We start from the raw sequence: 18,605 nt of genomic DNA, 5'->3' as shown, positions 1-18,605 counted from the left end.
ACTTTCTTGCCAGCTTCAGCTTCCTTCAAGACACCGATGATTTGGGTTTCCGTAAATCGTTTTTTCATGCCTGCCTCCGTTAGGCAGACTCTACATCTTTATCGTACTAATTTTGGGGAGCAGGTCAGGATGTCACTGAGATAAATTTCGTGGTGTTTGCCGGTGCGGCTAGCGCGGGCGTCGATGAAATCATGCAGACGTTGTATCGTTGGCCCTTCTTCAGAAAACGGGCCGATATGCAAAATCTGCGCGCAGCGTCCTTCACTGAATGATTCCAGGCGCAGTTGCGATACGGCCAGCAATTTTTTCTTTTTCAACACGTCCGTCATCGCTTGTGCAATCGTTTCGGCATCAACGAATGCCGGTTGCATGATCATCATGGTCCATTTCCACTGTGCTTTGTCGTTGGCAACAAAGGCGGCCATATCGTCGGCCCACCACAACCCTTCCAGCGGCATGACCGCGTAATCGAGCGCCTGCACGCCTTTTTTGAGCATGAACTTTACCGTGTACGACACCGAAAATAATGCCTCCACAGCCTCAGCATATTCGGGTGAAGAATTGGGGTCGCCCTGACCATCGATCATCAGATATCTGAACGTTGGTACATCCACCTCAGTCACTTCTTTTGCAGATGGTTGATAGAGATAGGAAAGCTCTTTTTTCAAATCAACTTTTGCCATACGTTTCCTGATGAGGTGCGAAGGTCTGTGGTTTGGAGGTTGCTGATGGCAGGCGCGATCATCTTCATCGCGTTTGCTAATAGCGCGTGCCATCTTTATGCGCAAATTGCAATGTTCCGTCGTCACCAAACACCGCCTGTAAATCATCATCGGGATAACTCACGCTATCACTTGGGCTGCGATCACCGATGTCGAGATACAGCACATCCGCATCGGTGCGGTTGACCAGATGATGGGCGTTTCCCGTACCCGCCTTGAATCCCGAACACATACCCGGCGCCAGAGGTGTTTCGCCATGATCGGTGATGAGTACCGGATAGCCTTCGAGAATGTAGATAAATTCATCCTGCGTCGCATGTGCATGGCGCAGCGCAGAGCCTGCACCGGGAACGAGTCGGGTCAGGTTGACGCCAAAGTTGGCAAGGCCGAAAAAATCACCCAATGCGCGTTTTTCTCTTCCGGCCATGCGTGCCGCAAACGGCTCAGGATAATTGCTCGGCTTTGTTCTTGGTGGAACATCCAGCGCGACGACGGCTATCGATGAATTCGCTTGAGACATAAAAGGCTCCGAAGTGTAAGCATGCTGACGCATTGCCTGGCATGAAAAAATGGTGCGCGTTACTTCACGTAAGTGCCATCACCATGCGGCGCTGCGCGGAATTCCGGCAATGCTTCAAGCGCTTGTGAATACGCTGCCAGAAGTGGGAAGCTTGCCTCCGGCACGGTTTCCGGAATCATTTGCTGCGTGAAATGCCAGGCTACGCCGATGGTGACGCCAGCCTGACTCAGGCTGGCACTGGTGCGCGCCAGTGGCGTGGCAGCTAGTGCTGATTCCAGTTCCGTGTAGGCGGCGAGTACCTGCTCTGAAATCCGGTTCAGCCACGGTTCGTGCAGTTTTTCTGATGGACGGAGATTGCGCTCGTACACGATCTGCACACTTTTTTCAGTGGCGGCCAACGCCAGGCCAATCAGATGCAGTTCGTGCTGCAAGCCTTGCACATCGGAAGGAAGTAGTGTGCGTGGCCGCGCAAGCGCTTCTGCATACTGAAGAATCAGCGTCGAATCCATGATCACGCATCCGTCATCACACACGAGCGTCGGTGCTTTGACGACGGGGTTGATCCGCTGAAATTCAGCGTAGCCGCGGAATACCGAGAGCGATTGGTGCTCAAAATCGATGCCCAACAACTGCAGTGAAATCGCCACCCGGCGAACGTAGGGTGAATCAAGCATGCCTATCAGTTTCATGGTTACTCCTGTGATGATGTCGGTATAGTTTCGATGCTGCTGCGATGTTATTTCCACCAGAAAAGTCATTCACTGTAACCCCCTGCTTGAGAAAAAACAATTTTTAAAGCCGTCGGAAAGTTATATCAGACAGTACATGCGCAGCGCCGTTTTTCGTCTTATGTGCGCACCTTTTACAGCCTCACTTGCCACATCTTTGCATCAATTTTTGCTGCCGTGCGCGACACATATCACCACCGCCCGGCATCAAGACAATAGCTCCCTGAGCGAAGGCACAGGAATAAAGGGCATATATTCTTTCCACCCAAGTACAAGCGAGAACATCACATGAATCATCGGCGAACTGAACAAGGCCAGTATCAGATACAGTCTCAGTTCTGAGACACTCATCCGGAACACGACTGGAGGAAGAAGCAAGGTTGCTAACGCGGGGATAGTGTAATAAATCCACCAAGGCAGCCCCATGTTATTGCCGTACTTGGCAAACAGCATCCCACCGACCACCACAATTGCCATCACTCGCATCAAGCTACGGGCTTCTGGTTTGCTTTCACGTTGCCGTAACGAGAACCGGATCAACCAGAAAAATACGACCATCGATACCAAAATAAAGATAATGAAACGAGCGATAGGGGGCATGGTATTCCTGAATGGCCAGAGGCAGAGAGGTGCAGCTTAACATTGTGAATTGTCAGGCATATTCTGAACAACACAAAAAAGCAGCCATTCAAGATGTCGTGCTGAAATGAATTTATTTTTTATGTTGGGTAAAACTCTTGATGAGCCAACTTTTTGGCGTATCAGATTCACCGGCATTCTCAAGATCAAAAATTTCTTTCACCTTCTTTCCTATCGCGGTATTCACTTCCACAAGTGAATTCTGGTGAATCAGAGTTTGATACTCCCTCATTAGTGCTTCGTTATTTTGAATATTACAAAAAATATGATCTGTAATATCACGCATAAAATCCCGGACAATTTTTTCTGCGTAGTCATTTGGTTTTGACATTATTAACTCCATTTTTTTGGGGGGTAATGGCGGATTTATTGCTGCTTAATGAGTGAGTTGAGAGGCGACTGCTAAAAGTGCGTAATCTGCTTGAGTAGTCATTTCATTTCCTTTTGAATTGGTGTCGCAGTGATTCGTGTAATTGTGTGTTCGCCAGCCCCTGTGGGATATTTTTTCCAATGACGCATTTTTTCATCGACAGTTAGGACAGAGTTGTTAAATTTAGAAATCCCTTTTATATTTGGCGTAGGTGGCATTACATTTACATTTGTAATTATTGAGGGAATATCTTCCCAACTATTAGGTTTAATTAGTGAGCCATCTCGACAAATTATTACAACGTGTGGATATAGATTAGTAATTCCAAATTCGGAGGCATTATCAGCCGAATCTGTGTTGTAACCGATATACCATTTATCGTTTAAAAAATCGATGAAATTAATATCCCCTGGTTTATTGAAGACATGCGTAAATTTCCCAGTAGGGAATCCTGTATCAAAACTAAATTCCATAGATTTAAAATACGCTATTTGAGGATATCTTTCCAAGCGTAAGCCTATTCGCTGATAGGTTCGTTTCATATGCACGACGATCACTCTCCCATCATGCAACTGCACTTCTTCATCCCACGCAATATCAAAGTACTGCGGCCATAGGCCGAAATTCCAGACGTAAATCGCAAAGATAAATAAGATTCCAACTAACCAAGGTAGCAGTTGTTTAAGGTGCTTCATTTTGATGCTTATGGAGTAATTACGCATTGTTGGGTTAATACTTTTCGAGAAAAAAGGTATCAGTTGCCTAGCGGGATTATCGATGGCGAATCGACAGTGCTTTCAGACGTTTATTTAGCTATGATGGATTGAGTAGCGTAACGTTGATATAAATTCTGACGTATGCAATGGCTGCCGTGGTTAGAAAGTGATCACCACAGACGCTGAGCTACGGCTTGCTTCACCGTGAAACACCGCTTCGATATTGTTGCCGTCGGGGTCCACGACGAAGGCCGCGTAGTAACCGGGATGGTAAGCGCGCTCTCCGGGAGCGCCGTTGTCTTTGCCGCCATGCGCGAGTGCGGTTTGGTAAAAGTGATCGACCATGTTTCGGTCCTGCGCCTGAAATGCCAGGTGATGGCGGCCAGTCAACACACCCAGCGCAGCCGGGCTATCGATGGCGGTCAAAAATAATTCGTCTGCCCAGAAGTAGCCGTCACCAGTGCCACCCATCGGTACATTCAGCGCTGCAAAAATGGCGGCATAAAAATTTTGGCTCGCTGAAATGTCTCGCACGACCAATTGGATGTGATCGATCAGCCGACCTCGATGTAGTTCTTGCGTTTCCATAAAATCCCCTTAGTGATAAATCCAGCGACTTGCGCAAGGTATGCGCGGCATCCTCAGGATTGAATTGCTTACGGCCTTATTTCGACGCATTGCTTACTGCTTCATCGAGTTCTTTTTTGAGTACGCCAGATTCAGTGACACGACGCTTTTGAACTATCCCGGCGACACGCGTATGTTGTCGGATGTTTGAAGTGAGCGACCATTTCGCAGCTCCTTTCATCAACAGCATGTTAACGCTACCCTCTGTGCCTTTTTCCGGCGATGGTCTGGCCAGTACATCAATGATTTTATTGACGGCAGCTTCATTTCCTGTCGCGCTGAAAACTGCCCACAACATATCCAGGTCTCCCAGGGTTGACGGCTCTTTTGCCAACGCATCATAGCGAGTGGCGCTCATAATTTTCTTGACGTCACTGTCAGACAAACCCAGCTGCGTTTGAACGCACTGCTCTGCAGCAGGAATATTGGAATTGTAAAATGACCATCCGACGTATGCCTTGTTAGTCGAGGATATCGTTGCAAGGTCTTTGCACCATTGAGCGCCTTTATCCGGATTCATTTTCAAAATTTCTGTCGTGAAGATCATCAGCGGAAAGCGCGCTGATGGCTTTTCGAAGGCTCCCGCCGCCGACGCATCGTTAAGCCATTTTGTGAATTGGTCTGGCGCTGGCTTCTCGTAATAATGCGACATCCATTCCCCAAGTTGCTGCAAGCTTTCCTGTGCATGCGCAACGCTGCATAAACAGAACAGAGAGATAGACAAAAATTTGAACAGTCGTGACATTGTGCGAGAACCTTTTGTGTGGCCGACATGGTTTAACTTAACAAAAATGAAGCTTAACTTGGAATGTTAAAAAGAACAATTTGCTTCAAGCCGTATGCGCTGTTTCTGTAGCTCCGGCCTGTACACGAAATTCTCCGTTTGAAAACAGTAATTTTTATAAAAATGGGGGAGTATGTGCCAAAAATGCTTAAATCTCTGAATAAAATAAAGGGGTTGTGGATATACTCCACCCAGTATATTTAGCCCTTCAACGAGCGAAAAACTAGCCTTGGCGCGTGCTTAGGCGATTGACGCAGATCGTGCGTTGGCGTGTTACGCCATGTGTTCTATGTCGTCCGGCAGGCTTACCCAGGAGTGTTTGCGTTCTTCATAGACAGAGAATGTTGGTGAAGGAAAGCCCGGTTCGGCAAACGCGCCGACGGGGATCATAATGTCGGCGTCGTTTCCCTCGATGTTGTAGTACACCGTTGCGCCACAGTAGGGGCAGAAATTGAAAATGGCTTTGCTGCCTTCATCCCCGATGCGAACATACTGTGTCGATTCGCCTGTGATGGTGACGGCGTCGCGGTGAAAGCGTGCCTGTGCGCCAAAGACGCTGCCAGTCCGGCGTTGGCACGCGAGGCAATGACAAACTGAAACCCGTATCGGGTTATCGTTGGTTGTGGCTGAGAGTTGTCCACAGCTGCAAGAGGCGGTGCGTGTTGTCATGGTTCCGAGCCAGGTATAGTCGTAACATTCGCGGTAAAAAAAGCAGATTCATCAACGTATCAGCACGCGCAATTTTTCGCCAATTGCTTTGTCAGGCATGTTTGACCAGCCATTTTTCGCATTCTTCTTTGATGTGTCTTAGAAACTGAATTTCAGCCTGATCTCGCGGTAAATGGGTGTAATAAAAAATCGTTGAACCATCCCTGCAATCCCAGACTTCCCGCAACCAACAAAATATATATTCAAGACCGAGATTGCTGCCTAAATATTCGCCTTTTGGCAGATCTTCTTCTCCTTCAGGATAGATGTTCCAGGCAATAAAATTGGCGCCTTCCATTAAATCGATTTCACCTGAAACCATTTTTTGCATCGTATCTCTTAACAACGATTTTACTGCGTCAATTCTGGTTGGTATTTCTAATCCCAACTCTCGCATTGCCTCCTCGAACAGCGGTCCAACTTCCGCCATGATCGGGTGATCACACATGAAAATACAATTCAGCGAATAGGTATAAATGCCTTGATCCAGCCACGTGTTAGCCAGATTCACGATCATGTCACTCGACAGCTGACCGAGCTTGTAGTGCGCAATGGCGAGTTCTGGTTTCATACTGTATTTTGTGTAATGTGAGACGTAATCGGTACGAGCCATCAACGGAAAAATTCAGCGATCAAGTGAGATTCCTCGAATGGCATTTTTTCTCAACACGCGTTTTGGTAAAGAGTGCCACAACATTTTAATAGCGTCCATGATCACGTCTGAGGAACATACTCCGGTGGGCGATTTGACAGGTATGTCCCGGAACGGTAGAGGGCAGCTTATTCGCTGTTAGCTGGATCAATGGGCTTACTCATTGTGAACGAACGCGTGGCAAACCCGGCGCTTTCATACAGAGAGGCCGCTGGTTGATTGAACTGCCAAACGGTGAGACGCATCTCGTTGGCGCTGTGCTGTGCCGACCATGCCTCGGCAGTCGCGAGGAGCGATCGCGCAATGCCCTGATGCCGGAAAGATGGTGAAACACAAATGACACCGAGTCGCGCGTAGCGAACGGGTTGCGCGAGTGGATGCGTCTCGTCGATGACTTCAACGGTGCAGTAGCCCGCGACGGTTTGATCGACCTCGACCACAAAGCAAGCCGCATTGGGCTTGGCTAAGAGCGCAAGCCAAGTATCGTGTGCACCTGTAATTGCCTCGGGAGCGCGGAACACCGACGGTGCTGCTTCGTAATGAGTGCGATTAAGTTCTTTCTCCAACTCACAGAGGGCGGAAACATCAGCGGCGATGGCGGGGCGACATGGATGCATTTTGGGGGCGTTTGAGTTGAGAGATGTGCGTTATAAGAATTAAATGTCAGAGACGCGAATTCACACGCTGTTCTCGAACGAATATTGATGGCGAATTTTATCGAAGCCGCGAGCCATCGGGATTACATGCCTCTTCGTCTTTCCGAGTTGGGTAGTATCGCTTCTTATGATCCAACTCGAAAAAAAGAATGCCGTGGATACCCATTGCATCTCGCATGAGGAATGCGGCGTGTCCAGATTCGATTGAATGCGTCATCGAGTTCACTCTCCGGTCCGCTCGCCATAAGCTCATCAATAAAGGCGACATCGTGACCATCAGCAAAAATCAAGGAAAATTCTTCTTCGGCCGCAGCAAAAATATCAAAGACTGAATTGTCGGCACCGTCGATAATTTGGATATTCTTCATAGGCGATTCCGTTGACTTATCTTGCACGCTTGCGTCTCAGTATTGAATGAGCAATGAAAAGCGTTGTTATTCGAGTTGTATATAAATGTTTTCACTTGAAATACTTAAACCAATGGGAAAGAGACGTAATGAGCGGACGATACGAAGGCCACACTTTTCCACCAGTTTTGTTGCATTCCCAAAAATCTTCCTTGTCGACAGCGGGAGGTGTGCTTTCGGGGGGATCAATCATCAAATAAAAAATTGGCCCTGCGATAGGAACGGCCGCGATTACAAAGTAAACGAGCTTCAACGCCCAATGATCTTGTTTCTGAAGTATCCGCCGCCATGCGATCACCGACAGTACAAGCGCAATGAGCAGTGTGATGTATCCCACGATAGACCTTTAACGGTTATTGAATTTGATCGGCATAAAGCATAACCATGGTTGTAAAAGAAAACATTTTTCTTTCATCGCCTTGAAAGTCGCATACGGTTTGGTTAAGTTTTGTTTGCCTCACAACTGATGCCATATCTGGCGCAGACCAACCAGATGCACCAGGCCGATGATGAAACAAATTCCAGATGTGACTAGCCAGAATGTGTCGCTGTTGTCGGGGAAGGCGGGTTTCAGCAATGGGAAAGCGACCGCACGCAGAAGATAGATTCCTGTGATCGCACTCAGGACTAATTGAACAAAGGGCAGCCGGATCAGCAGCCCCGCACCCGACAATGCGTACGCAGCCCACACAGCGAGGAGTGTGCCGATCGCAAAGGCGATGAAGTTCGCATACCAATGTCCTTTTTCCGCCATTCGCGCAATCGGCTCACCAGCACCGAGAAACCGGAACAGTGGCGCACCCCAAATCATGCAAGCGAAGTGTAGCGCTGCGGCCATTGCACTAAGAGCTGCACCAAGAATCAGAAATACATTGTATGAAGATGACACGGGAATACTCCGTTTGATTGATAGGCTACTTACTTGCTCACAAGCGGACCAAGTGCGAGGGCGACCGCGTCGGACATTTCAACATCGTTGTCAAACAAATCCGGGCGAAATTCATTTTGCTTGGTGATCAGGTTGGCTCGCCATGGTAGCGACGCCCCGCCGTAGGTGCGCAACGCCAGTGCGCCATTCGACGTCAAGGCGATGAGCTGCACCGACACGCCCTGGGTATTGCCGTCGTAACGAATGGATCCGCCATCGAGGCCGAGCGTGGGCACGCGCCGCTGCTGACCATCCCACACCGCGCCAGCGCCTGTCAGCTTGGCGGTGCGCATGATCAGGCGCGGACGCAGTATCAAGACCGCCTTGGTTTCCGCAGCTACCCTTTGCGCAAGCGCGACCAGTGCGCGCGCAAACTCGGCTTCGCGAGGGTTGCCGGTAACGGGATCGTAGATGCCGCCAACTGCCTGAACTTCCTGCGCCCAGATGGTTGCGTAGTTGCTTTCATCGAGCATGGCGACTCTGTAGCCCGCCGCCTTGATCTGCTTGTGAAGCTGCGCCTTTAACGGCGCCAGGCCAGGTTGCAGTTCGGGCAGCTCGGCTTCGGGCGGCAGCATGACGATGAATGCACCAGCATCGGGGCGCTGGAAATTAACGGCGACGTGATTGTCTGATGGCAAAACTGGTGCGACCGAAGCGCATGCGACCAGCAACAGCGCAGAGAGAATGATTAGCAGTTGGTTCATGAGAATGGAGTAGAGTTTTTAATGCAGAGTTGACGCCCACGCAGCGAGAGCTGCGATGGGTATTATTTTTTGTTCGTCACTATATGGACGAGTTCGCTGTTGAAAGACTACTTCTGACCTTCAACATGGCGCGCAAAATTATTGAGAATTGCCTGCCACCCGTCTCGCTGCTGTTCATCAGAATGCGTTGTTTCTGCATCGAATGAAACTCTTACTTTGACACCTTCCGGGCTTGCGCTGAATTCAACTGTTGCCGTCCGGTCGCCAAACGAATATTCAATGAGACGATTCGGGACTACGTTGGTATAGGTGCCGGCAAAGTCAAATCCAAAGCTGCCGTCTTTCGCTTCCATCCGGGATGAGAAAGTGCCGCCGATTCGAAGATCAACATTGGATCTGGTGGTGTGCCAGTCATCGGAAGCAGCATTCCACTGGACGATGTCTTCGGGTGTGGTGTAGGCCTGCCAGACTCTTTCTATCGGTGCGCGAACATTGGTCTCGACGATAATTTTCATAAATTCTTCCTTCGTTTCAGTGGCAGTGAACGCGATGTAATTTGGCGACGCCGTAGCTTAACTTGGAATGTTAAAAATAACAATTTTCTTCCTATGCCCTAAAAAGCCTCGTGCGCTGTGCCTGTGGCACATGGAACACCGAAAAATGCTGATGAATTTGTTCCACTGAAGCGCCTGCCTGCGCACGAAAATCGCCGTTTAAAAACGGCGATTTTTATAAAAAAGGGGGAGTATGTTCAAAAAACACGTAAATCTCTCAATAAAATAAAGGGGTTGTAGATATACCCCACCCAGTATATTTTGCCTCGCCAGAGGCAAAAAACACCTCCGGCGCGTGCATTGCTGGTGACTGCGCTTGGGTTGACGGTGGAATTTCTGCTGTAGTGGGGTCACCGTTTGGTCGCTGTCTGGTCGCTATCGGGTCGTTTTTGGATCATTCTTTGATCGCCGCTTTGTGCGTTATTCCTGGCCTTATTCTGCGTTTTACGCTGTGCCCTGGTCTGCGCCCTGGCCTGTGTACTAACGAATGCCATTCACGCCATTTTGCTGATCGTTCGCGACAGGAAATCGCCGGTGGTCGCATTCCTGTCGCACGTCTTCATCCCTCTCCTTAAGCTGGCATCTGCTGTCCCTACTTTCATTTTAAGGAGAACACGATGTCCACCAAATATAGCGCTGCCTTGTTGCTCAGTCTGTGCGCATCTATGTTGACGATGCCGGACGCCAACGCGTATTCCGAAGCCGATTTTCAAACAGCGTCTCAATCTTTGCGCGCGGGTGCCGGTAATGAAGAACGTGCCGCTAAAGCGTTTCAGAATTTACTGAATGCCGAACCCGGCCAGCCTTTGCTGATGGCGTATGCGGGTTCTGCGACCAGCCGTCTGGCGGTGACGACGATCTTCCCGTGGAAAAAAATGTCGTATGCGGAAGAGGGGCTGGCGATGATAGATAAGTCGCTGATCCTGGCAGAAAAAGAACCCACGCAGTTGCACGGTCATACCTTGCAACTATTGGAAATCAAGCTGGTTGCCGCATCGACTTTTCTGGCGGTACCGGAATTTATGAACCGTCATGCGCGCGGTCAAAAACTGCTGGATGACATATTGGTGCATCCGCAGTTATCTACGGCCGATCTGGGGTTTCGTGGTGAAGTCTGGATGCGTGCAGCGCGTCTGGCGCAGCAGCAAAAGCGGATAGAGGATGCAAAAAAACTGGCGGAAGAAGTGATCCGCAATCAGGCACCGCAGGCAGAAAAAGCTAAACAATTATTGCAGGGCTTAAGCGTATGAGCGCCATCATCGAATTGCAGGGCGTGCATAAATCGTATCGCCTGGGTCAGCATCTGGTGCGTGCTTTGCGTGGCGTCGATCTGCAAGTGCAGGCGGGCGAATTGCTGGCGCTGACCGGCCCTTCGGGTAGCGGCAAGAGCACGATACTGAATCTGTGCGGGCTGATCGATCAGGCAGATCAGGGCAGCGTTTCGATACTGGGCAGAGACATCGCCAGTTGTTCTGAACGCGAGCTGACGCTGCAACGACGCCAGACCATCGGCTTTATTTTTCAGAGTTTCAATCTGGTGCCGGTGATGACGGTGGCTGAAAACGTTGACTATCCGCTGTTCCTCAACGGGGTGCCGGAAGCTGAACGCAAAATCCGCGTGGCGGCACAGCTTAAAGCCGTTGGTCTCGAAGAGCATGCGCAGCACCGACCCGATGCGCTGTCAGGTGGGCAGCGTCAGCGGGTCGCGATTGCACGCGCACTGATCAAGCGCCCCGCTTTAGTGATCGCCGATGAGCCAACGGCCAGCCTGGATTCTGTCACCGCCGATCAGGTGCTCGATCTGATGCGCGAGCGCGGTCAGGCAGAAGGCGCTGCATTTGTGATCGCCAGCCACGATGATCGTTTAACCCGCCGTGCGGACCGCATCGTGCATTTACTGGATGGGAGGCTGCAATGATATTCGTGCGCTTTGATACAACCTGGCTGCGCTTTGCTTTTCATAATGCCTTGCGCAACCGCCGCCGTTCGCTGGTGACGGTGAGTGTCGCCGCATTAGGCACTGCGGCGCTGCTGCTGGCAGGCGGCTTTGCGTATTCGACTTATGAAGGCTTGGCGCAGGCGGCAGCACGCACCAGCGGGCATCTGATCGTCGGCACAGCAGCGCATTTCGACAAAGAAGAAGACACGCCGTTGCAATATGGGCTGAGCAATGTATCGCAACTGGAAAAACAATTACTGAGTGACGCTGCGGTGCGCTATGTATTGCCACGGGTGGACTTTAGCGGGCTGATCAGTAATGGCGATAAATCCACCATCATGCTGGGTGTGGGCATCGATGCGAATGCCGAGTTCGCGGTCAAGGGCCCGTTTCTGAAAGTCGTGGCGGGCAAGATATTGGAAGATCAGAAGACGGCAGAAATCGTGCTTGGCGAAGCCCTCGCCCGCAGCCTGAAAGCCGCGCCGGGCAGCAATCTGACGCTGATGGTCAGCACGACTGAAGGGGCACTCAATGCGATAGATGTGAATGTCAGCGGCATCGTGACAACAGGCATTCCGGATATTGATAAACGTCTGGTGTACACCGATATCCGCACGGCACAAAGCCTGTTGCATACCGATAAAGTCAGCAGTCTTGGTGTGTTTCTGAGCGACATGAATGCGACGCCGATGGCGCAACAACGTCTGCAACAGCAGTTGCCAAGGCTGACCATACAGACATGGGAAGATCAGGCGTTTTTCTATAAATCGGTACGCGATTTGTATAACCGCATTTTTGGCGCACTCGGCCTCATCATCAGTCTGATCGTGGTGTTTGTCGTGGCCAATGCAATGGCGATGGCGATTATTGAACGTACCCGTGAAACCGGCAGTCTGCGGGCGATGGGAACGCTGCCTGCCGAGCTGATCCGCAGCTTTTCGTATGAGGGCATGTTCCTCGGTGGCAGTGGTGCGCTGCTGGGCGCGGCGATTGCCTTGACGGTGGCCTTGTTGCTGACATTTTTTCCGGTACAGATGCCACCGCCACCGGGTCGCTCTACCGGTTACCCATTAATGATCAGCCTTGATCTGAGCATGTATTTACTGACCATCAGCGGCATGATTTTGCTGTCCATGCTGTCATCCGCATTGATAGCGCGCCGCACACTGCACCAGTCCGTTGTCGATGCACTGGCCCATACCTGAACCGAAAGACGAGTATGAAAAAATTATTCTATCCAGCCTGTATGAATCTGCTGAGTCTGCTGAGCCTGAGCTGTCTGTTAAGCATGACCACAGCGCAGGCCGCCTCGCAGTTACCCGATGTTAGTCAGATGTTGAAAGCCACCGACCAGTTGCGTGTGGGTGGCGGCAATATGCAGGTGGAAACCGAAATCACCACGTTTCAACGCGATGGCAGCGTTGAAAAAGAGCGCAAATACCGCGTCTATAGTCAGGCGCAACGGCAGTCGCTGGTATTGATGCAGAGCCCGGCTGAGAAAGGCCAGAAAGTGCTGATGTCGGGCGATGATTTCTGGATGCTATTGCCCGGCAGCCAGCGGCCGATGCGCATCACGCCTATGCAGAAATTACTCGGCGATGCTTCGGTCGGTGATATCGCCACCATGAACTGGGCAGAGGATTATCAGGCAAGCCTGGTCGCGGAAGAAAAATGCGACGACAAAGCTTGTCTGCATTTACGATTGGATGCCAGCCGCAAAAGTCTCGCCTATCAACATATCGAACTCTGGATAGGTAAGAAATTTTATGAACCTTTGAAAGCCGATTTGTATGTGCAGTCGGAAAAACTGGCGAAGCAGGCGCGCTTTGTGATGGATAAAGCGCAGGCACCGACAGCGGTGGTGGAAATGCTGCTGGCAGATCAGCTCAGCAACCATAAAGAAACCCGCATACGCTATCTGCAGCGTCAACCAAAAACCGTCCCGGAACAATGGCTCAATCCCATGTTCCTGGCAAAAAATCCGACGCTGGAGTAAGCAGCATGCGCCACACCCATCACACGCTGACTTGCCTGATGCCGTTGCTGTTGGCCGCCTTCAATTCAGCAGCGCACGCGGCGGATACCGCAGCGCTTGCCGCTATGGCAGAGGCGACAGAAACGACAGCGACAGCAGCGACAACCGCAGCGACAACACCGGCAGACTTCAGTTACAGCGGCAACTGGCGCACGCTGCTGAACTCCGCACAGATCAATACTGTCGGGCCTGCAGCACTCACCGGGCAACTTCAGCCCGGCATATTAACGCCGGTACAAACGAGTGTGCAAAGTGAGCTGGAAATGAAGGCGCAGTACAAAAATTGGCACACCACGGCTACCCTGCACACAGAAAAATCCGACAGCAACAGCGCCCACAATACAGGTTGGGTCAATGAGTTCTATGGAAATCTGGATCTGGGCGCCTGGCAATTGAGCGCAGGGAAAAAAATCATTGCCTGGGATGTCGGTTATGGCTTTCGTCCGAATGATGTGATTCAGCAGGAAAAACGGCGCAGTCTGATCAGCCAGACGGCGATAGGAAAACCCCTGGCGAGTCTGGATTTTTTTACCGCAGATCAGGCGCTGAGTCTGGTCTGGGTGAATCCTGCACAGAATGACGCCATCAATAATATCGAAGAACAAGCCATCGCAGCACGTTGGTACCAACGCAGCGGCAACGTAGACTGGCATGGCTTTGCGCGCTATGGCAAACATACGCAAACCAGTCTTGGCGCCGCTTTTTCGTGGGTCGCCAGCGATGCGATTGAGCTGCATGGGTCTTTGCGCGTACAGCAAAAAGCGGCGATATTGCAGCAGACCGCATTCACCGGTTTGGCGCGCAGCGCACCGTGGCAATGGGAAATGCAGAATCAGGTCAGCCAGTTGCTGCTCGGCGCGAATCTGACGACAGAAGATCAGCACAGTTTTTTTGTTGAATACTGGTATGACGGCGGCGCTCGTAGTCAGTCTGACTGGCGACAATGGCTGACGCAGAATCAGCAATTATTAAGCATGGGTCAGCAAGCGGCATGGCGCTTGGCGGCTGCAGCCAATCTCGCATGGCAGAATAATGCTTTTAACGCCAGCAGCAATCTGCGCCGTCAGAATCTGTTTGCCCGCTGGAGCTGGCAACGTGATGCGTGGCAAACGGCGGTTGATGTGCTGTGGATGCCGGAAGACGGCGGCAGGATAACAACCTTCAGTCAGGAATGGCAGGGCGACCGTTGGCACTGGCAGACCGGCCTGCGCATATTCAATGGCCCGCAACAGGCCATCGCGCGGCAATTACCGAATACCCACTCGGCCTATGTATCGGCAACATGGGCGTTCTGAACGAAGTGATTTGTGTGAGAGGAGACGGTGACCGCCATTAATAAATCCAGAAAATTCCAAATTTTTTTACCTTACAAATCAAACAGTTAAATGACATCCATTCCAATCAAGTCCAATTTATTCCATCAATATCTCACCCCATCAAACTCATTATGGCTATTCTCAGCGATGCAAAAGCCCGCAATGTCAAACCGGATTCTGGCGCCCTACCGCACGGCGGCATTATTGGACTCTCGTTAGTTCCTTCGAACTCGAAAGGTTCTGGCAAATAGGTTTTACGTTATGTCAGCCCCATTATGGGCAAACGCAGGAATGCCGGGTTAGGTAGCTATCCAGAGATAGGTATTGCTCAAGCAGGAAAAGCAGCGATCCTCACCTGCGTGAAGTCGGAAGTTCACATCAAAGAGCTGAGATAATTAGAACGAACCCATGAATTGGGTAGAAACCGAACATTAATATCTTTTAACCATTAGCATCATTTTCCACTCTTTGAGCAGTCTGCAGATTCATACATTTTAAGATATTCACTTTTTACTTTTTCAAGACTCGCTACCTGACTATTTAATTCACGCTTAGTCTTTTCTGCTTCAGCAAGGTCTCCTTGCAATTCTTTTGGCACTTTATCGAATATTTTTGTTAATTCATCTTTAAAAGGACATCCTGCTTCGTCGGCAATAACGATTCCTTTTTCCATAAAAGAAATTATGTTAGTTGAATTGCGCTCGTTTTTTATTGTCAAAATAATTTCGTGAATAGCGTTTTTATAATCCTTAATTTTTAAGTAATTGACAACAGACAGAAATCTAACCCATCCGTTCTCTGGATTTTCGCTTATCATTTTATTGATTGTTAAACGAGGATTCTCCTTGAGTCGTAATTGTGAATCTACCAATGCAAATAAAAACTCTAAATCGTTCGGATTAACTTTTAGAAAAGAGTCAATAATGTTTCTTGCTTCTCTCAAATATGCAAGACCGCCTTTATTATTTTTCCAATCCGGTGCCTCAAGCACACTATATTTATTAGTAAGCACTTTCACTTTTAATAACGTCGCCATTTTTTCTGTTTTTTTATCGTGCTTGTTCAGTGAAAATTGACCAAGCCGTTCTAATATTTCGTTAATTTCAGGGATAGTGAGAGCCCTATCTTGAGTCACGTCGTCGTACAAATCTTGTGCAATCTCAAAGTCAGATTTTTTATTAACACTAGCAGCGTGGACGCTGGAGAACGCCATCCAAAGCAGCATAAAAATACATAGAATTTTTTTCATTTTTATTTATCCGGGGTTCCCCACATGAACATGATTAAATTCGCTCGATTCATAGTCCTTACACACATGATCTGAATGTTCAATACTACCGTCAGGCAAGTTAATCTCTAATAAGACTTCTTTAGCACCAAAACCTCTATCCGAAAGAAATAGAACCACCTACATTTACAAGTATATTTACATAGCGCCAGCAACTCCATTTAAACCCGACCCTACTAGACAGTGGGATGAAGCCGCATACCTTTCCGCAATTATTTAAACTTAGTGCGAATGGCCGTAAAAAGAAAATTGCTGAACAAGTACAAAGTTTTTCGTACGACTGCTCATTAGACCCAAAGGAGTTCAAACATTTCTTCAGGAACATGCTGGTCGAGAATTGCGGATTTTCCGAAAGCAAAGCTTCTCGAATTATTAAAAAAAAGAATACCACCATTGGAATGGTTACGAAGATTGGGAGCTGAAAGGAATTTACGAATGGTGGGCAATTGAAATCGCGAGTTCGCGGCGCAACTTTTAAACAAAGAATTGAATATTCATTGTCGAGATAAAAGAAGATTGGGAAATGAGATATCGTCCAATCCTGTTCTATATCGTCCAACTGAAGCCACACTGAAATGGCATACCAGATGGCATACTGGCGGAAGTGGTGAGATTCGAATTCATCCCTGTTGATGATATACGTTCTGCTTAATTTTGCTTCATCATCAGGCCGCGCACGACATCGTTGAACGCATTCACCAGTTTGGGATCGAACTGTACTTCGATGTTGGCATTGATTTCTGAAATCGCACTCAGCAAACTTTTTTTATAGCTGCGATCTGAGCGTTCGGTGGTGATAGAACAAAAGGTATCGACTATCGCCAGTATGCGCGCCCCCGGATGAATTTGTTCTCCGGACAAACGATTCGGGTAGCCGGTGCCATCGTAGGATTCGTGATGATCCAGCACCATGCGTGCGGCCTCATCCCAACCCGAAAAGCGTTGCAACATCTGATGGCCGAGACGCACATGCTCCTGAATAATGCGTTGTTCTTCACGCGAGAGATGGCCTTCTTTGTTAAAAATCGCATGCGGAATAAATGCCATTCCCATGTCATGCATCAGCGCCGCTGCCTGCAACTGTACGGGGTCAACGATCTGCCCAACTGCCTGATTTAACGCCTCGGTGAGCTGGGCTGTCTGCGTGCTGCGGTTCTTACGGAAGATGCTGAGATTATCGATATACGACGACCACTGCTGCATCAGCGCCAAGTCCGGTGGCAGCGGTAGTTCCACACGTTCATTTTTTTGCGCGTCGCCTTTATCCGTCGCCCTGCCACCCAGCGCTTCAATCGCTGCGCGGAAATGTTCAAGCTTCAGACCGTTGACGGTACTTTTTTGTAAGTTGTCACAAACCAGCGCAAGGCGGGCACGACGATGTTCGTCGCCGACACCTTCGCTGATAAGCTCAGTAAGCAACTGCTCAATCTCATCGGTGGCCAGTAATAGAAATTCGCCAAGCTCAGAAAAATACTGTTCCGGATGCGCACGCAATCTCGAAAAAATTTCTTCGACTCTGTGCATTAATGCATTGAGCGGCGCCAGCCCCACCATCTGGCAATTACCTTTGAGCGAGTGCATAGAACGAAACATGCGATGTATGTATTCCTGCCCGCCTTGCTTGTTCAGGGCTTTGACGCAGGTGTCGACTTCGATGCAGCATTCCCGTGTGCAATCGACAAACTCTTCAATAATCGTACGTTCCATCGTGAGGAACTCGGGACAGGTAAAGAAATTGTTTTGGTCGCTGGCGTTCATTGTTTCCTGGCTTTCATAGACTGAGATGGCATGAGTATTTAGGGCACAGCGAGAATGCGAGTGCCAGGCGATGGAGACATGACCAGCGCGGAATACAGCTATTTATTACTATAGGGCAATTTTTGAGCGAATAAAAAAATGCTGTTTGTACCGAAATACAAACAGCATATTTTTTTCAAACATTAACAAAAACGTCGGTTTTTCACGTCAGTGGCAAGAGCATATTTTCAACATTTGTCGCGCCAGTGGATACCGCAGAATTTTGTTGATGTCCGCCGGGAGGCAGGCGGTGAATAGGTGGGTAAGGCGTAGGGACTGGTGTTTGAGCGACTTAATAAATTACATGAATAAAATGCCATTAGCGAGAATTATGGCTTAATAAATACAGGTTTACTATTCTTCTTATTTAGTTATTTTGCCGCCACCGTGACCTGCTCCCCAAAATTAGTACGATAAAGATGTAGAGTCTGCCTAACGGAGGCAGGCATGAAAAAACGATTTACGGAAACCCAAATCATCGGTGTCTTGAAGGAAGCTGAAGCTGGCAAGAAAGT

23 protein-coding genes are annotated in these 18,605 nt (G+C 49.3%); 6 read left to right on the top strand and 17 right to left on the bottom strand.

Annotated features, from left to right (window positions below; genetic code table 11):
* Window positions 1-98: 98 nt before the first annotated feature.
* The 15 genes from H8K26_RS17495 to H8K26_RS17425 all read right to left on the bottom strand — a co-directional run bounded on the left by H8K26_RS17495 (window position 99) and on the right by H8K26_RS17425 (window position 9,676).
* The gene (locus tag H8K26_RS17495; protein WP_190481327.1) at window positions 99-683 is read right to left on the bottom strand and encodes a GyrI-like domain-containing protein; all 585 of its coding nucleotides are present in this window, start codon (window positions 681-683) and stop codon (window positions 99-101) included.
* Between the two features lie 76 nt (window positions 684-759).
* Complete coding sequence (locus tag H8K26_RS17490; protein ID WP_190481326.1) at window positions 760-1,242, bottom strand: cupin domain-containing protein; 483 nt, start codon at window positions 1,240-1,242, stop codon at window positions 760-762.
* A 59-nt stretch (window positions 1,243-1,301) separates the two neighbouring features.
* Complete coding sequence (locus tag H8K26_RS17485; RefSeq protein WP_190481324.1) at window positions 1,302-1,931, bottom strand: glutathione S-transferase; 630 nt, start codon at window positions 1,929-1,931, stop codon at window positions 1,302-1,304.
* Between the two features lie 246 nt (window positions 1,932-2,177).
* Entirely contained in the window at window positions 2,178-2,570 is a 393-nt protein-coding gene (locus tag H8K26_RS17480; protein WP_190481322.1) for a hypothetical protein, read from the bottom strand.
* 112 nt (window positions 2,571-2,682) lie between these two features.
* On the bottom strand, window positions 2,683-2,940 hold the full coding sequence (locus H8K26_RS17475) for a hypothetical protein (RefSeq protein ID WP_190481320.1): 258 nt from the start codon (window positions 2,938-2,940) through the stop codon (window positions 2,683-2,685).
* A 98-nt stretch (window positions 2,941-3,038) separates the two neighbouring features.
* On the bottom strand, window positions 3,039-3,674 hold the full coding sequence (locus H8K26_RS17470) for a hypothetical protein (protein WP_190481319.1): 636 nt from the start codon (window positions 3,672-3,674) through the stop codon (window positions 3,039-3,041).
* 180 nt (window positions 3,675-3,854) lie between these two features.
* Window positions 3,855-4,283: a VOC family protein gene (locus H8K26_RS17465; RefSeq protein WP_190481317.1), complete on the bottom strand. Its 429-nt coding sequence runs from the start codon at window positions 4,281-4,283 to the stop codon at window positions 3,855-3,857.
* 76 nt (window positions 4,284-4,359) lie between these two features.
* Window positions 4,360-5,067, bottom strand: a complete 708-nt coding sequence (locus H8K26_RS17460; protein WP_190481316.1) for a hypothetical protein — start codon at window positions 5,065-5,067, stop codon at window positions 4,360-4,362.
* A gap of 312 nt (window positions 5,068-5,379) precedes the next feature.
* Complete coding sequence (locus H8K26_RS17455) at window positions 5,380-5,775, bottom strand: GFA family protein (RefSeq protein WP_190481314.1); 396 nt, start codon at window positions 5,773-5,775, stop codon at window positions 5,380-5,382.
* 91 nt (window positions 5,776-5,866) lie between these two features.
* Window positions 5,867-6,385, bottom strand: coding sequence for a hypothetical protein (locus tag H8K26_RS17450; protein WP_190481312.1), 519 nt, complete (start codon window positions 6,383-6,385; stop codon window positions 5,867-5,869).
* A 209-nt stretch (window positions 6,386-6,594) separates the two neighbouring features.
* On the bottom strand, window positions 6,595-7,083 hold the full coding sequence (locus H8K26_RS17445; protein WP_190481310.1) for a GNAT family N-acetyltransferase: 489 nt from the start codon (window positions 7,081-7,083) through the stop codon (window positions 6,595-6,597).
* A 164-nt stretch (window positions 7,084-7,247) separates the two neighbouring features.
* Window positions 7,248-7,490: a hypothetical protein gene (locus tag H8K26_RS17440; protein ID WP_223827099.1), complete on the bottom strand. Its 243-nt coding sequence runs from the start codon at window positions 7,488-7,490 to the stop codon at window positions 7,248-7,250.
* Window positions 7,491-7,986: 496 nt separating this feature from the next.
* Window positions 7,987-8,418, bottom strand: a complete 432-nt coding sequence (locus H8K26_RS17435) for a hypothetical protein (protein ID WP_317889287.1) — start codon at window positions 8,416-8,418, stop codon at window positions 7,987-7,989.
* A 29-nt stretch (window positions 8,419-8,447) separates the two neighbouring features.
* Entirely contained in the window at window positions 8,448-9,161 is a 714-nt protein-coding gene (locus tag H8K26_RS17430; RefSeq protein ID WP_190481309.1) for a hypothetical protein, read from the bottom strand.
* A gap of 107 nt (window positions 9,162-9,268) precedes the next feature.
* Entirely contained in the window at window positions 9,269-9,676 is a 408-nt protein-coding gene (locus tag H8K26_RS17425; protein ID WP_190481307.1) for an SRPBCC family protein, read from the bottom strand.
* Window positions 9,677-10,104: 428 nt separating this feature from the next.
* Here H8K26_RS17425 and H8K26_RS17420 point away from each other — a divergent pair, with 428 nt between their 5' ends.
* From H8K26_RS17420 to H8K26_RS17395, 6 genes are read left to right on the top strand one after another with little or no spacing between them, the layout of a single operon-like run.
* Window positions 10,105-10,290: a hypothetical protein gene (locus H8K26_RS17420; RefSeq protein WP_190481305.1), complete on the top strand. Its 186-nt coding sequence runs from the start codon at window positions 10,105-10,107 to the stop codon at window positions 10,288-10,290.
* A gap of 42 nt (window positions 10,291-10,332) precedes the next feature.
* A complete protein-coding gene (locus H8K26_RS17415; protein WP_190481303.1) occupies window positions 10,333-10,965 on the top strand; it encodes a hypothetical protein in 633 nt (210 codons plus the stop codon).
* On the top strand, window positions 10,962-11,633 hold the full coding sequence (locus tag H8K26_RS17410; protein WP_222611466.1) for an ABC transporter ATP-binding protein: 672 nt from the start codon (window positions 10,962-10,964) through the stop codon (window positions 11,631-11,633). The genes H8K26_RS17415 and H8K26_RS17410 overlap by 4 nt, the downstream gene beginning before the upstream one ends.
* Window positions 11,630-12,859, top strand: coding sequence for an ABC transporter permease (locus H8K26_RS17405; RefSeq protein WP_190481301.1), 1,230 nt, complete (start codon window positions 11,630-11,632; stop codon window positions 12,857-12,859). The genes H8K26_RS17410 and H8K26_RS17405 overlap by 4 nt, the downstream gene beginning before the upstream one ends.
* A gap of 14 nt (window positions 12,860-12,873) precedes the next feature.
* Window positions 12,874-13,650, top strand: coding sequence for an outer membrane lipoprotein-sorting protein (locus tag H8K26_RS17400; protein WP_223827098.1), 777 nt, complete (start codon window positions 12,874-12,876; stop codon window positions 13,648-13,650).
* A 5-nt stretch (window positions 13,651-13,655) separates the two neighbouring features.
* Window positions 13,656-14,984, top strand: coding sequence for a hypothetical protein (locus H8K26_RS17395; protein ID WP_190481299.1), 1,329 nt, complete (start codon window positions 13,656-13,658; stop codon window positions 14,982-14,984).
* Window positions 14,985-15,459: 475 nt separating this feature from the next.
* On the opposite strand, the gene H8K26_RS17390 is transcribed toward H8K26_RS17395, so the two are convergent.
* On the bottom strand, window positions 15,460-16,254 hold the full coding sequence (locus H8K26_RS17390; protein WP_190481296.1) for a tetratricopeptide repeat protein: 795 nt from the start codon (window positions 16,252-16,254) through the stop codon (window positions 15,460-15,462).
* Window positions 16,255-16,941: 687 nt separating this feature from the next.
* On the bottom strand, window positions 16,942-18,051 hold the full coding sequence (locus H8K26_RS17385) for an HD-GYP domain-containing protein (RefSeq protein WP_190481294.1): 1,110 nt from the start codon (window positions 18,049-18,051) through the stop codon (window positions 16,942-16,944).
* Between the last annotated feature and the right edge of the window lie 554 nt (window positions 18,052-18,605).

It is taken from the genome of Cognatundibacterium aquatile, assembly GCF_014699135.1.
Taxonomy (GTDB): Bacteria; Pseudomonadota; Gammaproteobacteria; order Burkholderiales; family Burkholderiaceae_D; genus Undibacterium; species Undibacterium aquatile.
Note: the sequence above shows the minus strand (reverse complement) of the source record. Positions and strands in the feature narration are given on the sequence as shown.